The following is an 18873-nucleotide window of genomic DNA, read 5'->3' as shown; positions in this document are numbered from 1 at the left end:
ACAAATTGGTTTACTTAAAGAATTATGATGGATTAACATTAGTGGATGCAACATATGGAAAAGAAAAAACACCATGGGCAATCCAGCTAAAGAATGAAGCAAATATATCAGAGAAGTTCATTTATTTTACTCGATTTTTAACTGAAGTTGAAAGAGTTAAAGAATCAGTAACTAAAAAATTTCATGAACAATTTAATTTACTCGTGTTAGTCAATATGAATGATACGACTGAAGAGTTGCAAAATGATTTAAAAGAATTTCTTCAGCATGATATTTTCGGTGGGGCAATAGGATGAAAATAATACTGGATACAGTTGAGTATACATCCAAGCCTTACGGAAATGAAATCGGTTTGATAAATAACCGCATTATCCGATGTAGTCCTGGTGAGATTGATGCGGTAAAACTGGCAGAAGAGGTTACAAAAGGAAAAACATTCATTCCTGCTACCTTTAAATCCATTGGCGATAGCATTAAAAGGTCAAAGGTAAATTGGGAATCTCAACAAGTAATAGCATTAGATTTTGATGAAGGTCTAACATTAGACGAAGCAAAAAATGATGAATTCTTTAAACAAAATGCAGCTTTTCTCTACACAACATTTAGCCACAAGGATTGTCACCATAAATTTCGTGTAGTGTTTGTATTGGACAAGCCATTAACTCGATACAAGGATTTTGAAAATATTATGGATAGCTTGCTTGAACAGTATCCACAAGCAGACAAAGCATGTAGAGATGGTAGCCGCCTGTTCTTTGGTGGCAGAGAAGCTACCCCATTTAATTCCAATAATCGGCTTAAGGTATACAGCTTCGCTGGCTTAAAGACAAGCCCTTTGCAGGACATACAGAGTAATCTTTATATGTCCGTCACAAGGGTTCACACGAACCCTAAAGCATCCCGAAGTGTCATATTTACCAATTATGTTGAGTTGATAAGGAATAAAGACATAGAGAAGCTTCAAGAACTACTTTATATTGAACCAGTAACATTATCAAATAACGAAGTAATCGATTACCTCAAGAAGCAAGACTTAAGAGCCTTCTTGGGAATTAGAGCAGAAGGCAATTTCATTGACATCTTTCATGACGAGGATAATCCAAGTGCCTCAATCTATCAATCTCATAGAAATAATGGTCATTGGCTATATAAATGCCATTCTACAAGTAATTCATTCACAGGAACAATTCTTCATGTGGTACAGCGGTTGTTAGAATGCTCTGTTGTAGAGGCAAAGAAACTCTTGATGCAACTCTACAAGATAGAGATATATGAGAGTGAAGCCGTGAAAGAATTTAAGGAATCTGTAGATATGTACAAGGAGTTATTAAGGTCTGAAGAACTTGAAGAAATCCATCCTAACTTCTATGAGGTGTTCAATAGGTATGGGCATTTACAAGACTTATATATACTGTTAGACCTAACGAAAGAGTATATTACTAATGATTCAGACCCAAGAATTGTGTTCTACCACAGCATAAGAACTTTAGCGAAACAATTTGGTAGGAGTCCCAGTTCTACGGGAACTAGAATGAATTTCCTAACCCTTTTTCGGGTCACGAGGAAGCTAGATGATTTGGAAATCCCTGAGTCTTTACTGTTAACGCAGAAACAGCATAAAAGAGTGAATCATTTTCAGTATAAGAGTAGTACCTATGAGTTGCCTATGTACACATATGATTTCTTTTGCCAGATTGATGAAATGTGCAAGATTTGGTTAGAAACAGGCTGTACAGGTAGAACGATTTCATATGAAGGAATTATGAGAACTTTTGGGAGGCAGGAAGCTGATAGAGTTTTCCCTCAAGATTTAGGGAAAGAAATCGCAGAGCTGAACGAGGAAGTAGTATCGAGTATACAGTTTAATACACTTAAATTAGTGCAAAGTAAAGGTTGGACAACGGAGAAAGAAATATTAGATATGGTGAAGTTATACTTTAAGGGACAGCAAGAATTCAAAACTAAACAATTCAAACGTTGTATTGCCGAGATGGTGGATGCTTATGGCTTGGAGATAATTCCATCTAACAAAAAGTTAAAAGAAGAGATGGGGATAACAGAAGAAGAAATGAGTAAGTCAAGCTTCCCAAAAATAATCAGAAAAAAACTTGTAAAGGATTGCCGTCCAATACAAGTCCAAGAAAATATAAAACTAATCAGTTAGCTATAGTATAAAGTATAAACAGATAAAGGTCATCCTAATCGTGGGAGAAACTAAGAAAATGATAATATTGTAAATTAAATTATAGAAAGCGAGGTGACGGAGTTGCTGAAAATCGTAGTGTCGGGCAATGATATATTGTCGAGAGTGAGGGCGTACACTAGCTTCAAATATCAATGTCAAAACAATTACGTAGAATCAAGTTCACCGAGATAAAGAATTATCAAGAACACTTGGACAAGGAAAGCGGTCTGTACTTCTATCATATAAATGGAAGCTTAAAGTACGTGGGAAAGACTAATAATCTATGGCACAGATTCAATAGTGGATATCTGAAAGAGGAGAGTAAGCAACATCGAAATCCTAAACTGATGCAACTATTTAAATCAATTCCAAGTGATATTGAAGTAATCTTCAAGCCTATGCCTAAGCGTGAGTTGAAGGAAATGGAATCTAGATTCATCCAAGACTGGATTCCTCAATTCAATAAAACTGAAAATCCTAGATATGAAATTCGCTCAATTCAGAGAGTAATAGCTAGGATTGTGAAAGAGTCTAACCGAAAGTGGATGTATGCTGAGATGAGGGAGTATCTATCCCATAAATGGAGAAGTGAGGTATCATTAGAAAAGATTGATGAAGCCTTAGCAAACAAGTCTGGCAATCTATCAAGGTACTGTAAAACGATACCTAAAAAGCAAATACTCATGCCAAGAAATTGTGAATGCTGAAATTTGAAGCACATTTTTTAAGGAGAGAGGACGATAAAAAAGCTCCTCAAAACAAGTCTATTCAAATTGAGTAAAAATCTTTAAGATTATTAAGCAATATGCTCCAATGTGGGAATTGTTATTGAAGTATTTTAGATGCATGAGCAGTATAAAATTAAATCTTTCTGAGGTAGAAGCTGAAGAACCTATTATAGTTAAAATTGATTGGGTTGAATTTGAAGTACCTAAAGAGAAGATAGTCAATCCACTAGCAACATTCCAAGGCATCCGCTTTATAAGCGAAGTTTAAAGCAGTAAGTAACTACCCCAAAAAGAGTAGCTGTGTATATCACTATGAGGAGAGACTCTTAATTGAGTCTCTCCTTTTTGTATTTTGAGCGGAAGATTGAACGTAGGGGGCAGAATTATACAGTTCTATAATAATAAAACACTTTTTATATATCCAGCACATCCATAGGAGTTACAATACATTAGTGCGGGTAAGTGAGAATCATTTTGCCTGCCATCTTAAAAACCCTTATAAATTCCAAAAAGGAACATTTATTGAACTTGTTTCTGTAGTTCGGTCTCCTTTTGATGTGTTGCAAGCTTCACAAAGTAATTGCATATTGGAAGAGTCATTAGTACCAAACAAATTTAATGGAATGATATGGTCAATATGTATTTGGTTCTGGTTTCTAATTAAATTTGAGAGGTCACAACGACATATTGCACAAGTTCCTTTTTCTCTGTAAAAAACCGCTTGCTTTAACCACGCTGGGAAATTTTTTCTTCTGAGTCTGTCCTTGGTAGTTACATATTCAGAGTAATTGGTCTTAATATAATCCATTTCCCTCTCAATAAGGTCGGCGAGCTCCAAGTGAAAGTCATGAAGAAACTTCCTATCCTGAAAAATGAACTGGAAAGCTGAGTGTTTAATAAGCTCATCAATATGCTCCATGTTTTCACTTACAAAAGCTATCCATTGTTCAACAATTTCATTACATTCACACCCATAATGTCCATATTCTTCATCGCAGCTTTCAAAATCTGGCTCAGGTAGATTTGGTTTTAAGTTTACTTCTTCAAGAATTCTGACTATAAAATCGTAAGCTTTATCTAAATCAGCATTCTTCCACATCATATCTACCTCTTCTATGTTTTGGAAAAATTTTAGATAATGGTGTATTGCTGTCTCTTTTTTGGGTTTTAAGACACACTCAATTATTTCCTTTTTATAGACCTCAATTGCTTCTCTACCATAATCCCAGAAATTAGCCACAGCTAAACCAGCTAAGCCAATCCCCGAACTTAACGCTAAAAGTTGTTCTTTTGGAGCCATCTTATAATTCCCCTTTCTCAGTAAAAATTATAACAAAATCTTCTTAGTATTCGAGCAAACTTTAGAAGCTTTTCTTTGAAAACACCACAGAGGTTAGAATTGCTGGAGGAATAATGTATGAGTACTCTGTAAAAATGCTTCCGATTGAAACTGAAAGGATTATGTAAGCCTTCTCTGATTTCGTGTTAGCTTGAGTTTACCACTCTCATTCACAAACAAACATTCGGTAAATTCCCGATAAGACTAATATAACAGGTATGGTAAAGAATGAATAATAATTAAATATGTTAGTAAAACACTGGTATTGTTCGAGAGTGATATCCGACGGAAGATTTTCCATTTAACTAAATTTAATTAGAAAGAGGAGTAGCAAATTTGCTACTCTTTTGCTTTGTTTATGCATGGTATAATATTCCTGTGTTTTTAAAATTAAGATGGGATGTTTGAAGATTGCTTAATTAAGTTTCGCTAAATTAAATGTGCATCTCGATGAATGGAAAAAAGTTGTACCAATTAATCCAAATAGGGGCGGAATTAAGTGGAAATAGAAAAGTATAATAAAAGTTTTACAAATAAAGAATATGTGAAAGGAAGAGGTAAAGAAACAGAATATTATATTATAACTTCTAAACACGGAAATAAAAATTATAAACTAACTCTGTTAAGAAATCATTCAATTATTATGGAAAGTTACTACGATGGTCTAACAGAAGCGAAATTTGGTGCTTTTGAATGGCTTATTTCCTATGAACCTTTAATTTTCGAATTGAATAAAGTAACCATGGTTCATTATAAAGAGGATAGACCTAATGGAGACCCTTGGGTTAAAGAGACGAATATCGAACTACATAAGAATTTGAAATCATTCTTTAATATTCAACAATCTATTACCACTCAAAAAGATGTTGCGGTGATTCAAGAAAATTTGCAAGTAAAAGATGAAGGGAAACCTTCTAATGACTTAAATGATACGGAATTAACCAGAAAGCATGGTAACACTTGGATATTTCAAGGGAATCCTAATGTTTTCGATATTGACAATTACGTTATGAATCATAGATTCATATGGTGGTCATTAAGGCAGGAGCATTTTTTAGATAAAATTGGAATAGATGATGAAGTGTTTTTGTGGAGGTCAGATGGCGGACAACGAGGCAGTGGTGGAATTTTAGCCAAAGCTAGAGTAGTAAGTTTGCCAGAGGAAAAAACTGATGATGAAAATGCTAAAGATTATTGGAATATAGATGACTGGGCAAACCCATATCTAGCGGTAAAACTAGAGGTTCTTGAGGTTCGTCTTGAAGAGGGGTTTATTAACAGGCTATCACTGCTTGAGCATCCCCTTTTAAAGGATTTACTAATTCTAAGGCTTAGACAGCAAACAAATTATTTATTGCCGCCAGAACATGCGATTGAAATTCAGCAGTTATGGAACTCTAGAAATAGCAATGTGCAAAATGAATTAGAATTAAATGATATGGGAAATCTTACCAATACCGAAATAACCGAAACTGAGAAAGAGCAAATCATTAAGTCTAGAATCGGTCAGTCAGCTTTTAAAATGTCTCTTTTAGCTATAGAAAAGAAATGCAGACTTTGTGGTGTACATGATGAACGTTTCCTAGTTGCAAGCCATATAAAACCATGGAGTCAATCTAATAGTCGGGAGCGGCTAGATGTCAATAATGGATTGCTACTTTGTCCTAACCATGATGCTTTATTTGATAAGGGATATATTAGTTTTGATGATGGTGGAAAAGTTATGATTTCGGATAGTTTAGAAGAAGCAACAAAGGTTTTTCTGAATATTAATGAAACTATGAATATTTGGATGAATGAGGGTCAGCAACACTATATGCAGTGGCATCGTAATAATGTATTAAAAACCAACTAAAGTAATTTATTATTGTTAGCATTAAGTTTTCAGTAGATGGTTTTTAGAAGTAAGGAGAAGTGACTATCATAGGTATCTTAAGTATGAGATTTAAAAATGTGAAAAGTTTAGGTAATACTTATATTGATTTAAAAAAATTCAATATTTTAATTGGTAGAAACGGTGTAGGTAAAACAAACATTCAGAAATATTTATATTATTTTTATGAAAACCTAGTTGAGAATAAATTAGAGTCAGATATTTTCGACAAGGAAAATCCCTATAATAATTATGCGGAGATAACTATTAAATTTGATTTAAAAAATTTTTTGGAAATAGCTGATAATAATTTAGAAAATGAGTTCTTTTCTAAAATTAATAAACTTAAAGATTCAAATTCAACTGTGACCGTGACTTTTAAACAGTTTAAAAATAATACTGTATTTTGGAGTCATGATTACAAGGAAAGAAAGTTAATAAAGTATTTATTCCCTGTTTATTATATAGATGTTAGAAATATTGACTTATATGACTGGGAAAATATTTGGAATGTAATTGGCGATTTAGGGCAAAGAAGAAGTGTGAAAGAGGAAAAATTTTCAGATGATTTAGATGATATTTTAAAGGATATATATGGAATAAAATACTTTGAATATCTAATTGATTTAAAAAATGAAATTGAACGATTAGAATATAATGTACAGCCGTATAAAAACAGTGAAAAATTCAAACAAATTTACAAGTTAAAATTCGGTGGAGATAGATTTAACTTTAAAAAAAATAATCTGGATTTTTATTCTAAGGGGTATAATTCATATAATTATCTAAGAATATTCTATACAATACTAGATAAATTACATATGAGTAAAGTTAAGAACCCTATAATAATTCTTGATGAACCTGAGATTGGTTTGCATCCCACATTAATTGATGAACTCGTTAATGTTATTTATTCACAGAGTAAACTGATTCAAACTGTAATTGCGACTCACTCTCCTAGGATTGTTAAGAATGCTTTGATTTTTAATGATGTGAATATATTTCAAATAAATGAAGTAAATTTGAAATCTAATGTTAGGAAAATAAAAAATTTAGATAATAAAAGAAGTAACAAAGTAATTAGTGATAAAGAAGCAAGTTATTTCTTTTCAAAAGGAATATTATTTGTCGAAGGTGTTACAGAATACGAGTTATTCAATAATGATACTTTAAGAGAACTTTATCCTGTATTAAATGAGATTGAAATTTTTTCCTATAATTCTAATAATATTTCTTTAGATGTATCTCATCCATTTCAACGAAATTTAGATATTCCTTATTTACTTCTACTCGATATGGATAAAATCGTTACATATGATGGGGGGAAAAAAAGATTCTCTATTACTGGAGATAGCTACAATCCATTAAAAAATACGGAAATAAAAAAACATGAAAAATTTTATTATGGAACAAGGAGAAATTTGCTGTATTTAAGAAATAGGATAGTGGGTATTTCTAAAAAGGGTGATTTTAAATATGATGAAGATTATTTAATATTTGGGGACGATTTATTTTATACATTTAGAACGTTAATTAAATCTTATTGTAAATATTATAATGTTTATCCTGTTTTGACTACTACAGAAGGAGCAATAGTCAATAAATTTAGCTATACCTATTTTTATGAATGGTTAATGGAAGATGAAACTGGTTATTCCGACAGGACAAATCTAAGAGATGCTTATAATAAAAATGAAAATATATCCTATAAAATTAATATATTAAAAACAATTATTGAGGGAAATTTGGAACCATTAAGTAAATTAACTAAAGAAAAAGTGAAAAAATGTACTATATCAGACATAAAAGAAGGATATGAAATAGCTTTAAAGTTAAAGAGGTTACCAAAAGGTTCTGGATGGCTTTCAGAATTTTTGAATTACATTTTTAAAAAGTTTGATAATCAAAAATCTAAATTTAATGTCACTTTTCCAGAAATTGCTGATATAATAAATAAGTTAGAAATAATAATGAAGTAAGTAGTAAAGAGTTTTGATTTCTATCATATTCTCTCCTTGTAGCAAGTCTCTGGAGTCCGACAAACTCTAGATGACTATAAAAAACCAAGGAATTTAATGGTGCTTTTTGCTCCAGCTATTCGCTGTTCGTTGTCTGCAGATGCATCGCTCTCAGGAAGTACTTACTTCATTATTATTAAGGGGGAAAATTTTATCATAACACCTATTTATAGCAGGGATTATTTTCATGGGAAAATCCTTGGAATGAGTCCGATTGATGAGGTCCCTTTAAAAGAAGATGTTCAAGATTATTATGAAACATTTAATATACTGGTAAATAATAAAGAAAGAACAATTAATGCAGTTAATAAGAGAAGTTTATTGTATAAATTACAAAAGAAATTTTTAAATAATTATTTAGAACATATACCTTTACCAGATTGTGTATGTGGGTTTGTAAAAGAAAAGAATTATTTAGATTTTTTAATTCCTCACTGTAAAAAAAAATATTATTTAAGAATTGATATAAAGGATTTTTTTAATTCTTTAAAGGAAAATTTAGTACGTGACTGTTTATCAGAATATATTGATACTCCTAATGAAAATGAAAAAATCCTTGATGAATTTATTTCTATTACTACTCTTCATGGTAGTCTTCCTCAAGGAGCAATAACATCTCCTCAATTATCAAATATATTGATGAGAAGAATTGATATAAGATTTAGAAAGTATTGTGATAAATTTAAAGTTCAATACACTAGATATGCAGATGATATGCTATTTTCCTCAGATAATCCTGAGATAACCAAATCCTTTTTTATAGGTAAATTAAAAGATATATTAAAGGATATAAATTTGAGAATAAACTCAAAAAAGGTAATTAAAGGTAAAGATAAAATTATTTTAAACGGTTATATAGTATCAGATAAAGTTTCTTTAACAAGAAAAAAATTAAAGACACTAAATACGTTACTCTATGCGTTTGAAAATAATGGCTCAAAAAGAAAATATCCTAAATCATTTATAGAATTTAAAAATAGGTTAGAATCAGTCAATCCTAATTTAGTTGATACATCTAAAGGAACAGCGAGGTTTAGAGTACGAATTATAAATTACTTAGCTGGATATAGAGCATATTTATTATCGTTAAATGAATCATCAATAAATGAATATACCTGTGATTTTTCTAGAAAAATAGAAAGAACGGAAAAGGCTTTAGAAATATTATCTAGTATTAAATTATAATATACAGGTAGAATTCCTATTTAATTAATAATAAGATTCTATCTTTTGTAACAAAAATCATAAATCCTAGTTTATCTAGAAATAAGCATATATACATATATGATAGACTGAATTAAAGAAGTGGTTAAAGGAAGAGCAGATATTTAATCTGCTCTTTTTTTATATATTCTTTGGCAGAAAGATTTTACTATATTGATTACTGCCCTTTCCTCCCATACTAATTCGAACTTTTTCAACTATTAATAGAGTTCTTATAGATGATGCTAGAAAAAACCTATTCTTCAGCAATTAATGGATGTACCTGTACCACTAACTAAGGAGCAAATAAAGATAGTAAAACGTGTAATGAGTATATTATTAAAGTTAGAAAAAATCGAAGAGTTTTATTCGGATTTGGAAAAAATAAAGATTTTATCTAATTTAGTACTTTCCAAAGCTTTTCGTGGTGAACTTGGAACAAATGACCCAAGTGAAGAAAGTGCTGTTGAATTATTAAAAGAAGTACTACAAGAAAAAGTTAAGTAACTGTATGATAGCATCCAAATTGGTTGGATGTCTTTTTTGGGATGCAGACATACCATTCGAGGTGGTGTTTAAGAGGTCTGATGATGTTTGTGCTTAGGAATGATTCTGATGGCATTATTTAAGCCTGCTGTGGAGTTGGTTTGTTGTGGGTAGGATGTTATAAAAGACTACTCTCATGCACAAACAAGCATTCGGTAAATTTCCGACACGACTCAAATAAAGGTATTCTTAAAGATTGATAAGTAAATTAAATATGTTAGTAAAACACTGGTATTGTTCGAGAGAGATATCCGATGGAAGATTCTCCATTTAACTAAATTTAATTAGAAAGAGGAATAGCAAATTTGCTACTCTTTTGCTTTGTTTATGCATGGTATAATATTCCTATGTGCTTAAGTTGGAGATGGGATAATTTAAAATTACATTAGCAAGTTGCACTAAAATAAATGCAAATTACCCATGTATTGCTAGAGAGATGTATCAAGAGTCAACTTTGTTAAAAAAAGTAGTCAAATTCATTGAGCAGCAGGAGTATTTCGATTGGTATGTGATATCTGCAAAGTATGGACTATTAAGACAACATAATGTAGTTGACCCATACGACTTAACACTAAATAATATGAAAGCATCAGAAGGAAAGAAATGGTCTGAGTAAGTAAAGAATCAATAAGAAAAAAATAGAAGCTAAATCATGAAACGAATTAGATAAGTATGGGAATTTTAATTAATGTTAATAAAGTCATTTATTTCCTTAGGAGGAAAAAATATGTCGTTTTATCATGGTCTAGTAATAGGTGACACTCTAACACATGAAGAAATTGCAGATATTTTCAAGAATAATAAACAAAAGGGAGTTAAATATTCAAAAGAAACTAATACACTTGTGATTATTAGTAATCATGTTGAATCTATATATAATGATAGATGGGTTGAAGGGGAATTTCATTATACGGGGATGGGCGTAGATGGAAATCAAAAAATAGAAAGAGAGAACAAAAGAATTGCAAAATCGAAAGAGGAAGGAATAGAAGTTTATTTATTTGAAATTTTTGAATCTAAAAAATGTACATTTATGGGGCAGATAGAATTAGTATCTGAACCCTATCAGGAAGAACAAAATGATTTCAATGGAAATGAAAGGTTAGTTTGGATGTTTCCATTTAAGTCTTTAGAGAAACAAACAGAATTAAGTATACCAATATCAACTCTTTCTCATTTGGAAATACATAATGAAAAGAAAGCTAGACGATTAAGTGATAATGAAATACAAACTAGAGCAAAAAAAGCATGTGAAATAGTAGGAACTAGACAATCAACAGTAACTCACTATCAAAGAAATATATATGTAAGTGAGTATGCTAAAAGAAGAGCTAATGGGTATTGTGAATTGTGTGAAGAGCCAGCTCCTTTCATAAATAAAGATGGAATTCCATTTTTAGAAACCCATCATATTGTATGGCTTTCAAAAGGAGGACAAGACAGTATCCAAAATACAGTGGCGCTATGCCCAAATTGTCATAGAATGATGCATAGTTTAAATCTCAAAGAAGATGTTGAGAAGTTAACAAAAATTGCATTTCATCCTTTAAATAACTATTTCGAATAAATAAATACAATTACATTTCATAGGTATGAACAAAGTGGTAGCTATGGCACAATTTTGATTTCCGCTTGCTAAGATAAAGAAACAAAGGTTTTTCTTAATATCAACAAAGCTATGAACATTGCTTTGAATGAGGGACAACAGAAGTACATGAAATGGCATCTAGAAGACATTTTTAAAGAAAAAAAGGTGGAATTGAGTCTTAATAGGTAGTTAATCAAAATAATAATGGCTTCACATTCAACTGGTTTATTTAAATGCTCTTGGCAGAATATCTCTAGTTCCAACTGCAAGAGAGTTTTTTAATGATAAAGGGGGAAATAAATGCAAACTGTAAGATATCATAACCAACTATATAAAGAAATAGAAGTAACAAAAGAGAGAATTGCAAGCTTGATTAGTCATGGGTTAACTAAAGGGCAAATCAATGAGTTTGCAATTAAGAAGGTATTTGAAGAAAAAATCCCTGAGAATTATGGGGTTTCTAGAGGTTTTATTGTTACTGATTCGTGGGAGTCGACAGAAATTGATATTATTATATATGATAAATCCTACCCGACTTTATTTAAGACTGGGGACGTAATAATAGTAACTCCAGATGCTGTTAAGGGATTAATAGAGGTAAAAACTAGATTAACTTCACAAGAATTAATGGAGTCCTCAGAAAAATTAGGGAATATTGCAGAGGTTGTATACAATTATAGGTCCGAAATATTAGGTGCACCAATAACAGATAATCCCCGCTTTGATTTAAAAGAAGAAATTTTCGTGGGTATTATAGGTATTGAGGGACCAAATTTTAAATTTAGTACCATTGAAACACATTTGAAAAACGCAGCAAGGGGATTAAAAACTAGAGTTGTAAATCATGTGTCAATAAATGAAAAGAGTTTTGTAAAGTATTTTGGTAATACTAGTGAACTTCCTTCTGGATGTGGATGGCATATTTATAAATTCACCGACCCATTAGCACCTGCGTATTTCCTAAGTAACTCGTTATTTTATTTAAATTATTCTTCTGTTATTAACAATACAAATGTTTGGTTTCCTTACGAATCAAAAAATCCATACTTCAAATATAAATTTTTACTTTAGAAGAGATTAAATCCTAGTTATTCTCTTCAATTTAATAAAATTTTGATTTTATTAGGCATACTAAACATTATTATTAGTTTGTTTTGTTAACACATATCATTGTCAAGGATATATTTTTGAGTTACTTAATATAAGAGAACATTTTTTTAAAAGGTGGAGTATGTGGATGGTGGAGTTGGCAAATTTAATATATAAAGAATTAGATTCTTTATCATTGGAAGAAAAAATCAATCTTCTGGAAAAGGAATTTAATATGTACCAATCAAATAGGACGATTCAATATGAAATAAATGATTTAAACGAAAATACGATTATAAAATTATTAGAATCAGTGATGAATGCTAAATCAAGTTTTCAAATAACTCAGGGAGGGGAATATCCTGCAAAACTTGTAGCGGATATTTACAAATATTCTAACTTTGGAGAAAGTGAATTTTTCGACCATCTAAAGATTCTTTATTTGAATGATTATATCGAATATGTCAAAGTTGAAGAGTTCGATATTAAAGAGGAGTCACCAGAAGTAATCTATGATAATCATTCCCAATTTGATACTACCCTCCAACTTAGATTTAATCTACATCGCTTATACAGAACTAATAGGGAATTATTTAATGAGGAGAGGTATATTGGTCTTGAAAGTATTGGGTCAGAAGCTAGAATGTATTATAGATTTTTAGATTATGGCACAATAATTGATAAGATATGTTCTTATGAAACCCTTATGAGATTATCAAATAAAGGAATGCATTATTTACATTTCTTTACTAGTAAAAGAAGTATTGAATTAATGCATAAGCAGGAAGATATGTTAGAAGCAGTTAATGAGGCAACAACTGAACAAACTCGTATATTAGACTCATTTGAACAACATAAAATAGAACAAGATAATAATATAGAATCTATACATTCTCTAATAAATAATCATAGTGATAAAATTAAAGCTTTTTATAAAGACATAACGACTATTCTTTCAATAATGGTAGCTGCATTTGCTGTAATTGGAGTAAATCTTAGTGCCATCCCTAAAATAGATAGTAATTTCACCGCAAATGTATTAGCTTTGAATTTCTCACTAATATTATGTTTATTAGTTCTTTTTTATATATTACGAGTAATTGTATATGATGCACCAATTAACAATAAACATTTTTATTCAATTTTTTCATTTGCTATTATAGGAATAATTTGTGTATTTATCTTTTTAGGATTCAATAATGAGAGTAAGATTGACGTTATTGAAAAAAAGTATCAAAAAATGTTAAGTAATTATACAAGTAAAAGTGAAGAAGAAATATCCATAATGAAAAGACAGATAGAACAATTGGAAAAACAAAAAAAGTAAAACATTATGGAACAGTTAAAGGCAGAAGGCAATAGCTTTCTGCCTTTTCTATATACCTTAATTCATACCCAAGTTAAAATATGAGTTAGATTGATTCTTTTATGTTTATGTATTTAATAGGATTTTGTGCGCTTTTGGGAAAATAGTGTTCTACAGATTTCCCTATATAGTTAGTTCTTATTGCTTCCTCTGCTTTTTGACCGATAAATTCCCATCTATTGATTTCATCATCAAAGGAGCCTCGTGAATTAAATGTGCTTCCAGCTTGAAACCAAGCTAAAACCTTATAGATTTCATGAACAATCCCATCAAATATTGCGAAAGCATATTTTACCTTATCTTTATCATTTCCTATTTTCCATACTCCTCTTGTTGCATCATAAAGTTCAATATCGGTCATGTCGTAACGAAACAAACGATTTATCCGAATTAAAATTGCTGGTTCTTCTATATTGACTTGCTCTCTTTCATAGTGTGATATTAACTGGTTTATTTCTACTCTTCCAAAAACGCCGCTTTGCCAACCACGGACTCTATTTGTTAATTGTTCTTTTCCAATTAAATCAATTATAGCTGCCTCTACTTTTAAAGCCGTATGTTCGTCTTCTAAGCCATGGATAAGAATTTCAATTTTAGGTTCTTGCCCTCTGTCCCTAATAAGCTTAATTAATCGGCTTTTCTCTGTATCTCCAGAGCTGTTTAAATGAGAAAATACCCGATTCCCAATACCTTTTCCTACATAAAATATATCATTAGTCTCGGGGTCAGAGTAAATATAAACATAGTACTTTAACTTACTAATAACCTCTTTAGAAAATTGTTTGTTCATATAAATACCTCTCTCACACTAATTTTTAACTGCTAAAGTTTGTGCAAGTGCGAATTTTGACAATATTCCTATATTTTAATACAGAATTACAACATCTCTTTTGAATTTCAATAAGAATGTTTGTACCAGAAGGTACACAATACGGGACGAAATTTGTGACATGATAAAATCAACATTTTATTAGTTTGAAAATATTACTACCATTTTTTATCTGAATCAAAAGTAGCAATGGGATTTTAATACACTTAAATCATAATAGAATAATGTAAGTTAATCTAAATGTTCTTTTCAAACAACTAGATATTTTGAAATATCAATTGTATCTTCTAAATCGCAAAGCCTACTGTTCATTGCAGCTTCAATTGCCTCAACTAATTCACTATCACTTAGTCCTATCTTAGAAAGAGCGTTTTGAACCTCGTCATAAATATTCTCTCTTATTTCATCAGGAAGTTGACAAATATACTTTGTTTTCATTTTATTCGCTCCTTTTTTTATACCATTGTGCGTTACCAGAATCTTTTTTAGTAGGCACTATAGGCAGCCATCCACCTTTTTCTACTTTATGAATAATCATTCTTCCTAAAGTTCTTCTAGCTGAAATATCAATGTTTGCCCAAATGGTGGAATCGAAACAATCACGTACTCTAAATTCTTTACTATCTTTTCTTTTTGAAACAGCTTTTTCAAATTGCTTCAAAAGTTCTTCGTAATCAAAGGTAGTCTCTGGTTTCTCGTTAAAGAGTAAATAACGTAGATATTCTGGAATACTTGCAAAACCATTTTCCAATGCCTTACCATAAATATCCTTATATTCTTCATCTGAAAAATTTAAGCGAACAAGCTTCAAATTAATCACCTCGTTTAGTTGTTGTTGTAAGTGTACATCAACAATGAATTGAAGTCAATTCTAAATTTCGTAATTTGGTTTCAATGGCTGTTGAGATGAAAAAGTCGTCTGAAAGTTGTAAGTTTTAGACACCTTGAAAAAATACTTAAAACACATTAAAAATCTTACTTGAAAATATCTAAAAGTTAGTCTAGAATTAAATGTACAAAAGATATTAGACTTTTAGATAATGGAGGTATAGGTGTGGGTGAATTAATAGGTTATGCACGTGTCTCTTCATTGGGGCAGGATTTAGAACTTCAGGTAGAAAAGCTGAAGGAATACGGTTGTGAAAAGATATATAAGGAGAAGGAAAGTGGTGCTAAGTCAGATAGAAAAGAATTAGGTAAGGCGTTGGATTATATAAGGGGAGGTGATAAGCTGGTTGTCTATAAGATTGATAGACTTGCACGTTCAACTTTTGATTTACATAAAATTGCAAGGGAACTGAAAGCAAGGGATATAGGGTTAGTATTTATTAAAGAACAGATTGACTTCACTACACCATCGGGAAAACTCATGTTTACTATGTTGGGTGCAATAGCAGAATTTGAACGTGACTTAATTAACGAGAGAACAGCAGAAGGGCGTGCAAGGGCAAAGAAACAGGGTAAACATTTAGGACGTAAAGGAAAGGATGAAAAGGACGTTAGGAAGGCTGTAAAGCTGTATCAGGATAGAGAAAATAATGGACTTAGTGTAAATGATATAGCAAAAATGACTGGTGTACCACGTAGCACGATTTACGCTAAAGTAAAGGAATTAGTAGAATAAGATGATTAAAAGTCCACAGTCTATGCGAAATGCATTGTTGTTGCTAAGAAAAAAGGAGTCAAGTTCGGTCGTCCAGCGGTTAAATGAAATTGTCTTTGGTTTATACATTGAACTACTTCTACTTAATGTTAACTCCGCAATGAAGAAAAGTGAAGAAAGTGATACTAGGATTTATCACTCAATTAGATAAACAAGGAATTAATCTAACAGTCGAGCAACAAGCTAATTATATTAATGACTCTAAGATATACTGTGAAGAAATGGTATATAAAACTGAAGATGAAATTAATGATGGTGCTTTAGAATACATTACAAGTCAGATTCATTATGGCATTTTACGATAATAAAAAAACAAAAGCAAAGGATGATTCAAATGCAAGGTATTTTAGGAGCAGTTGGTAAAGCGTTAATCACATTACAAGAGGCTGGAGAAGTAATTATTGAAAAAACGGATGAACTTTATCTTGATGAAATTACATACTATGTTGAGGAAACACTAAAAGGTGTTAAGGCAGCTTATAAAACTGAAGAATTAGTACCAAATTTAAGGATGAAGATAACTTTACAATGAATAATTGGATACTGCAGATGATTAGTTCAGTATTCTGAGAGGCAGTGAGGAAATATCTCTCTGTCTTTTTATTGTGTATTTATAGCAGCTTCATTTTGTAGTTACAAAATTAAATACTTACCGTGGTAAAAGAATAAGCTAATGATAATTAATAAATAACGAACTTTTGTTTTAATGGTATGTACAATCACTAATGAGGATATGCGGGGGCATATTCCCACGTTTTTGGAAGTACTTTACAGCGAAAACGACATGGGTAGGTGCAAGTCTGCACCACGATTTTTTTCGATTCCATCCATTCGAATATCGAATATCCTCTCATCATCCTAAAACCTAGCTAATCGCCACAAAATCTTAATCGAAACCCTATCGAGAATAGTACAAAAAACTATAGCAAAATCAAATGATTTTCACTTTCTATTCCCTTTACTTTTAGAAAGTGAATAGTGGTAGGTGTATAAGTGTGTGAATAAGTAAAAGACCACAATAAAGCGGTCTTTTCTTTGTTAATAATATACTTCTAACACATGTTCGATATTAAAAAGTTAATGAGTTTGTGTATCATGCTTTTGAACAAATTCCATAAATTCGCTAGCTTTATAGCTTGAGAATTTGTTTAAAAAATATTGCATTCCAACTAAGCTAGAAAACGTTTTGGTAGTCAATTTCTTATCAATATGATATTCAAATTCACTTTGTGATTGAAGCATGTAAATATGAAGGGTGAAGGTATCATCTTTAGCACTCATTACGAGCATACCAAGTACTGGGTTTAAAGCGTTAACTATCATACCTTCAAAATCAAGTTGTTCCAGTAGTTCATTATCGATTACGAGACTGCAATTACCAACTTTCAAGGCTTATTCCTCCAATTTTTAGACTTCAACAATATTCTACTTGATTTATGGCTTGATTGTCATATTTTTACAAAAAAGTCGGAATTTAGACATAAAGCTTTTGTCAAATATACAAACTAATCTCTACACATTTATGAAAGATATTAAAATAATTTAACTCTGAAGTTCCGTTTTCTGCCATTCCATGATAAGTTTTACTGAGAAATGAAAAAAGGAGAGGCTACTCAATATGGAAACAAGAACTTATTTTGAGTTAAGAAGGTTTGTTGAAAATCTTTATAATAGTAAAGATAATCAATCGTTGAAGCGATATTCCTTCAAAAATAAAGAAGGGCAGATTCATATTTATAAAAATACTCCGACAGAACTTCCAATTGTTTACGGTGAAGGTACTCTTAATGAGCATAGCATTGAACTGAGGGTTCCTGGGAGATTAACATTTAAACACAGAATAACAGGGGATATTACAGATGATATCCAAAGGTTTGATATTAGGATTAGGTTGAAAAATAAAAGATGGAACGAATTTATAACACCAAAGCATACGGAAATTGTAGAGGATTTGTTCAATAAGATAGCTTCTGTTCAAAATGAGGATACAAGAAAAAAAACGTATAATGCTCTTGCTACAATCCTACAAAATATATATTTTGATTTATACCCATTTAAGCGATTAAATATGAAAGAAGAAGATAAATATCAGAAAGAATATAAAGGGTTTAGCTTGCCTGAATTGGTAACATTTATTAAATGGTGTACGCTTCAAGAAGATATTAATTTTCCATCAAACAATAACTATGGGAAGGATGACTGGGGAAAAGACTTATTATTTGCTAGATACTATGAAGCAATTAACGCAGGTTTATATCAAGATAGTAGATTGCTTAAACAGATATTAGTAAGAACAAATAATCATGGTCAAGATAAACCAGCATTAATGGATAAAAGGATATATCAAGGTACATTAGCTACTAGATTTGATTTAGAGAATGTGTGGGATTTATAAGTGAATTTAGTAAGTTATGCTTATTCTGGAAAATAAGGTAATCTATAAGGG

General features: G+C 31.0%; 20 protein-coding genes. 15 read left to right on the top strand and 5 right to left on the bottom strand.

What is annotated here, in order from left to right:
* Nucleotides 1–5: 5 nt before the first annotated feature.
* The 4 genes from RTR43_RS09060 to RTR43_RS09045 all read left to right on the top strand — a co-directional run bounded on the left by RTR43_RS09060 (nucleotide 6) and on the right by RTR43_RS09045 (nucleotide 3181).
* The gene (locus RTR43_RS09060; RefSeq protein WP_312471241.1) at nucleotides 6–296 is read left to right on the top strand and encodes a hypothetical protein; all 291 of its coding nucleotides are present in this window, start codon (nucleotides 6–8) and stop codon (nucleotides 294–296) included.
* On the top strand, nucleotides 293–2164 hold the full coding sequence (locus RTR43_RS09055; RefSeq protein ID WP_312471240.1) for a hypothetical protein: 1872 nt from the start codon (nucleotides 293–295) through the stop codon (nucleotides 2162–2164). The genes RTR43_RS09060 and RTR43_RS09055 overlap by 4 nt, the downstream gene beginning before the upstream one ends.
* Before the next feature lie 173 nt (nucleotides 2165–2337).
* Nucleotides 2338–2892 carry a GIY-YIG nuclease family protein gene (locus RTR43_RS09050; RefSeq protein WP_312471239.1) on the top strand — a complete coding sequence of 185 codons (555 nt, stop codon included), beginning with the start codon at nucleotides 2338–2340 and terminating at the stop codon, nucleotides 2890–2892.
* A 139-nt stretch (nucleotides 2893–3031) separates the two neighbouring features.
* The gene (locus RTR43_RS09045) at nucleotides 3032–3181 is read left to right on the top strand and encodes a hypothetical protein (RefSeq protein WP_312471238.1); all 150 of its coding nucleotides are present in this window, start codon (nucleotides 3032–3034) and stop codon (nucleotides 3179–3181) included.
* Between the two features lie 228 nt (nucleotides 3182–3409).
* Here RTR43_RS09045 and RTR43_RS09040 read toward each other — a convergent pair whose 3' ends face one another.
* Entirely contained in the window at nucleotides 3410–4213 is an 804-nt protein-coding gene (locus RTR43_RS09040; protein WP_312471236.1) for an HNH endonuclease, read from the bottom strand.
* A 538-nt stretch (nucleotides 4214–4751) separates the two neighbouring features.
* On the opposite strand from RTR43_RS09040, the gene RTR43_RS09035 reads away from it, so the two are divergent.
* The 8 genes from RTR43_RS09035 to RTR43_RS09000 all read left to right on the top strand — a co-directional run bounded on the left by RTR43_RS09035 (nucleotide 4752) and on the right by RTR43_RS09000 (nucleotide 13896).
* Nucleotides 4752–6107 (top strand): HNH endonuclease, encoded by a 1356-nt coding sequence (locus RTR43_RS09035; protein ID WP_312471234.1) that lies wholly within the window; start codon nucleotides 4752–4754, stop codon nucleotides 6105–6107.
* A gap of 83 nt (nucleotides 6108–6190) precedes the next feature.
* Nucleotides 6191–8104: a retron Eco8 family effector endonuclease gene (locus RTR43_RS09030; RefSeq protein ID WP_312471233.1), complete on the top strand. Its 1914-nt coding sequence runs from the start codon at nucleotides 6191–6193 to the stop codon at nucleotides 8102–8104.
* A 96-nt stretch (nucleotides 8105–8200) separates the two neighbouring features.
* Nucleotides 8201–9328 (top strand): reverse transcriptase family protein, encoded by a 1128-nt coding sequence (locus RTR43_RS09025; protein WP_312471230.1) that lies wholly within the window; start codon nucleotides 8201–8203, stop codon nucleotides 9326–9328.
* 291 nt (nucleotides 9329–9619) lie between these two features.
* The gene (locus RTR43_RS09020) at nucleotides 9620–9853 is read left to right on the top strand and encodes a hypothetical protein (RefSeq protein ID WP_312471229.1); all 234 of its coding nucleotides are present in this window, start codon (nucleotides 9620–9622) and stop codon (nucleotides 9851–9853) included.
* Nucleotides 9854–10271: 418 nt separating this feature from the next.
* Complete coding sequence (locus RTR43_RS09015) at nucleotides 10272–10508, top strand: DUF6884 domain-containing protein (protein WP_396954555.1); 237 nt, start codon at nucleotides 10272–10274, stop codon at nucleotides 10506–10508.
* A gap of 111 nt (nucleotides 10509–10619) precedes the next feature.
* Nucleotides 10620–11459: an HNH endonuclease gene (locus tag RTR43_RS09010; RefSeq protein ID WP_312471226.1), complete on the top strand. Its 840-nt coding sequence runs from the start codon at nucleotides 10620–10622 to the stop codon at nucleotides 11457–11459.
* 321 nt (nucleotides 11460–11780) lie between these two features.
* A complete protein-coding gene (locus tag RTR43_RS09005; RefSeq protein ID WP_312471225.1) occupies nucleotides 11781–12551 on the top strand; it encodes a DUF6602 domain-containing protein in 771 nt (256 codons plus the stop codon).
* Nucleotides 12552–12717: 166 nt separating this feature from the next.
* Nucleotides 12718–13896 carry a hypothetical protein gene (locus RTR43_RS09000; protein WP_312471224.1) on the top strand — a complete coding sequence of 393 codons (1179 nt, stop codon included), beginning with the start codon at nucleotides 12718–12720 and terminating at the stop codon, nucleotides 13894–13896.
* An 85-nt stretch (nucleotides 13897–13981) separates the two neighbouring features.
* Here RTR43_RS09000 and RTR43_RS08995 read toward each other — a convergent pair whose 3' ends face one another.
* The 3 genes from RTR43_RS08995 to RTR43_RS08985 form a co-directional block, all read right to left on the bottom strand.
* Nucleotides 13982–14725 (bottom strand): LEM-3-like GIY-YIG domain-containing protein, encoded by a 744-nt coding sequence (locus RTR43_RS08995; RefSeq protein ID WP_312471223.1) that lies wholly within the window; start codon nucleotides 14723–14725, stop codon nucleotides 13982–13984.
* Between the two features lie 288 nt (nucleotides 14726–15013).
* Nucleotides 15014–15202 carry a hypothetical protein gene (locus tag RTR43_RS08990; RefSeq protein ID WP_312471222.1) on the bottom strand — a complete coding sequence of 63 codons (189 nt, stop codon included), beginning with the start codon at nucleotides 15200–15202 and terminating at the stop codon, nucleotides 15014–15016.
* 1 nt (nucleotide 15203) lies between these two features.
* Nucleotides 15204–15575: a DUF1413 domain-containing protein gene (locus tag RTR43_RS08985; protein WP_312471221.1), complete on the bottom strand. Its 372-nt coding sequence runs from the start codon at nucleotides 15573–15575 to the stop codon at nucleotides 15204–15206.
* A 243-nt stretch (nucleotides 15576–15818) separates the two neighbouring features.
* On the opposite strand from RTR43_RS08985, the gene RTR43_RS08980 reads away from it, so the two are divergent.
* Nucleotides 15819–16388 carry a recombinase family protein gene (locus tag RTR43_RS08980; RefSeq protein ID WP_396954552.1) on the top strand — a complete coding sequence of 190 codons (570 nt, stop codon included), beginning with the start codon at nucleotides 15819–15821 and terminating at the stop codon, nucleotides 16386–16388.
* 373 nt (nucleotides 16389–16761) lie between these two features.
* A complete protein-coding gene (locus RTR43_RS08975) occupies nucleotides 16762–16959 on the top strand; it encodes a hypothetical protein (protein ID WP_312471220.1) in 198 nt (65 codons plus the stop codon).
* A gap of 545 nt (nucleotides 16960–17504) precedes the next feature.
* On the opposite strand, the gene RTR43_RS08970 is transcribed toward RTR43_RS08975, so the two are convergent.
* Nucleotides 17505–17816, bottom strand: a complete 312-nt coding sequence (locus RTR43_RS08970; protein ID WP_312471218.1) for a hypothetical protein — start codon at nucleotides 17814–17816, stop codon at nucleotides 17505–17507.
* A 229-nt stretch (nucleotides 17817–18045) separates the two neighbouring features.
* On the opposite strand from RTR43_RS08970, the gene RTR43_RS08965 reads away from it, so the two are divergent.
* Entirely contained in the window at nucleotides 18046–18822 is a 777-nt protein-coding gene (locus RTR43_RS08965; RefSeq protein ID WP_312471216.1) for a hypothetical protein, read from the top strand.
* Nucleotides 18823–18873 lie beyond the last annotated feature (51 nt).

The organism is Neobacillus sp., from assembly GCF_031988165.1.
Classification (GTDB): Bacteria; Bacillota; Bacilli; order Bacillales; family Cytobacillaceae; genus Neobacillus; species Neobacillus rhizosphaerae.
The sequence above is the reverse complement of the archived record's forward strand: the minus strand, read 5'-3'. Positions and strand labels throughout refer to the sequence as shown.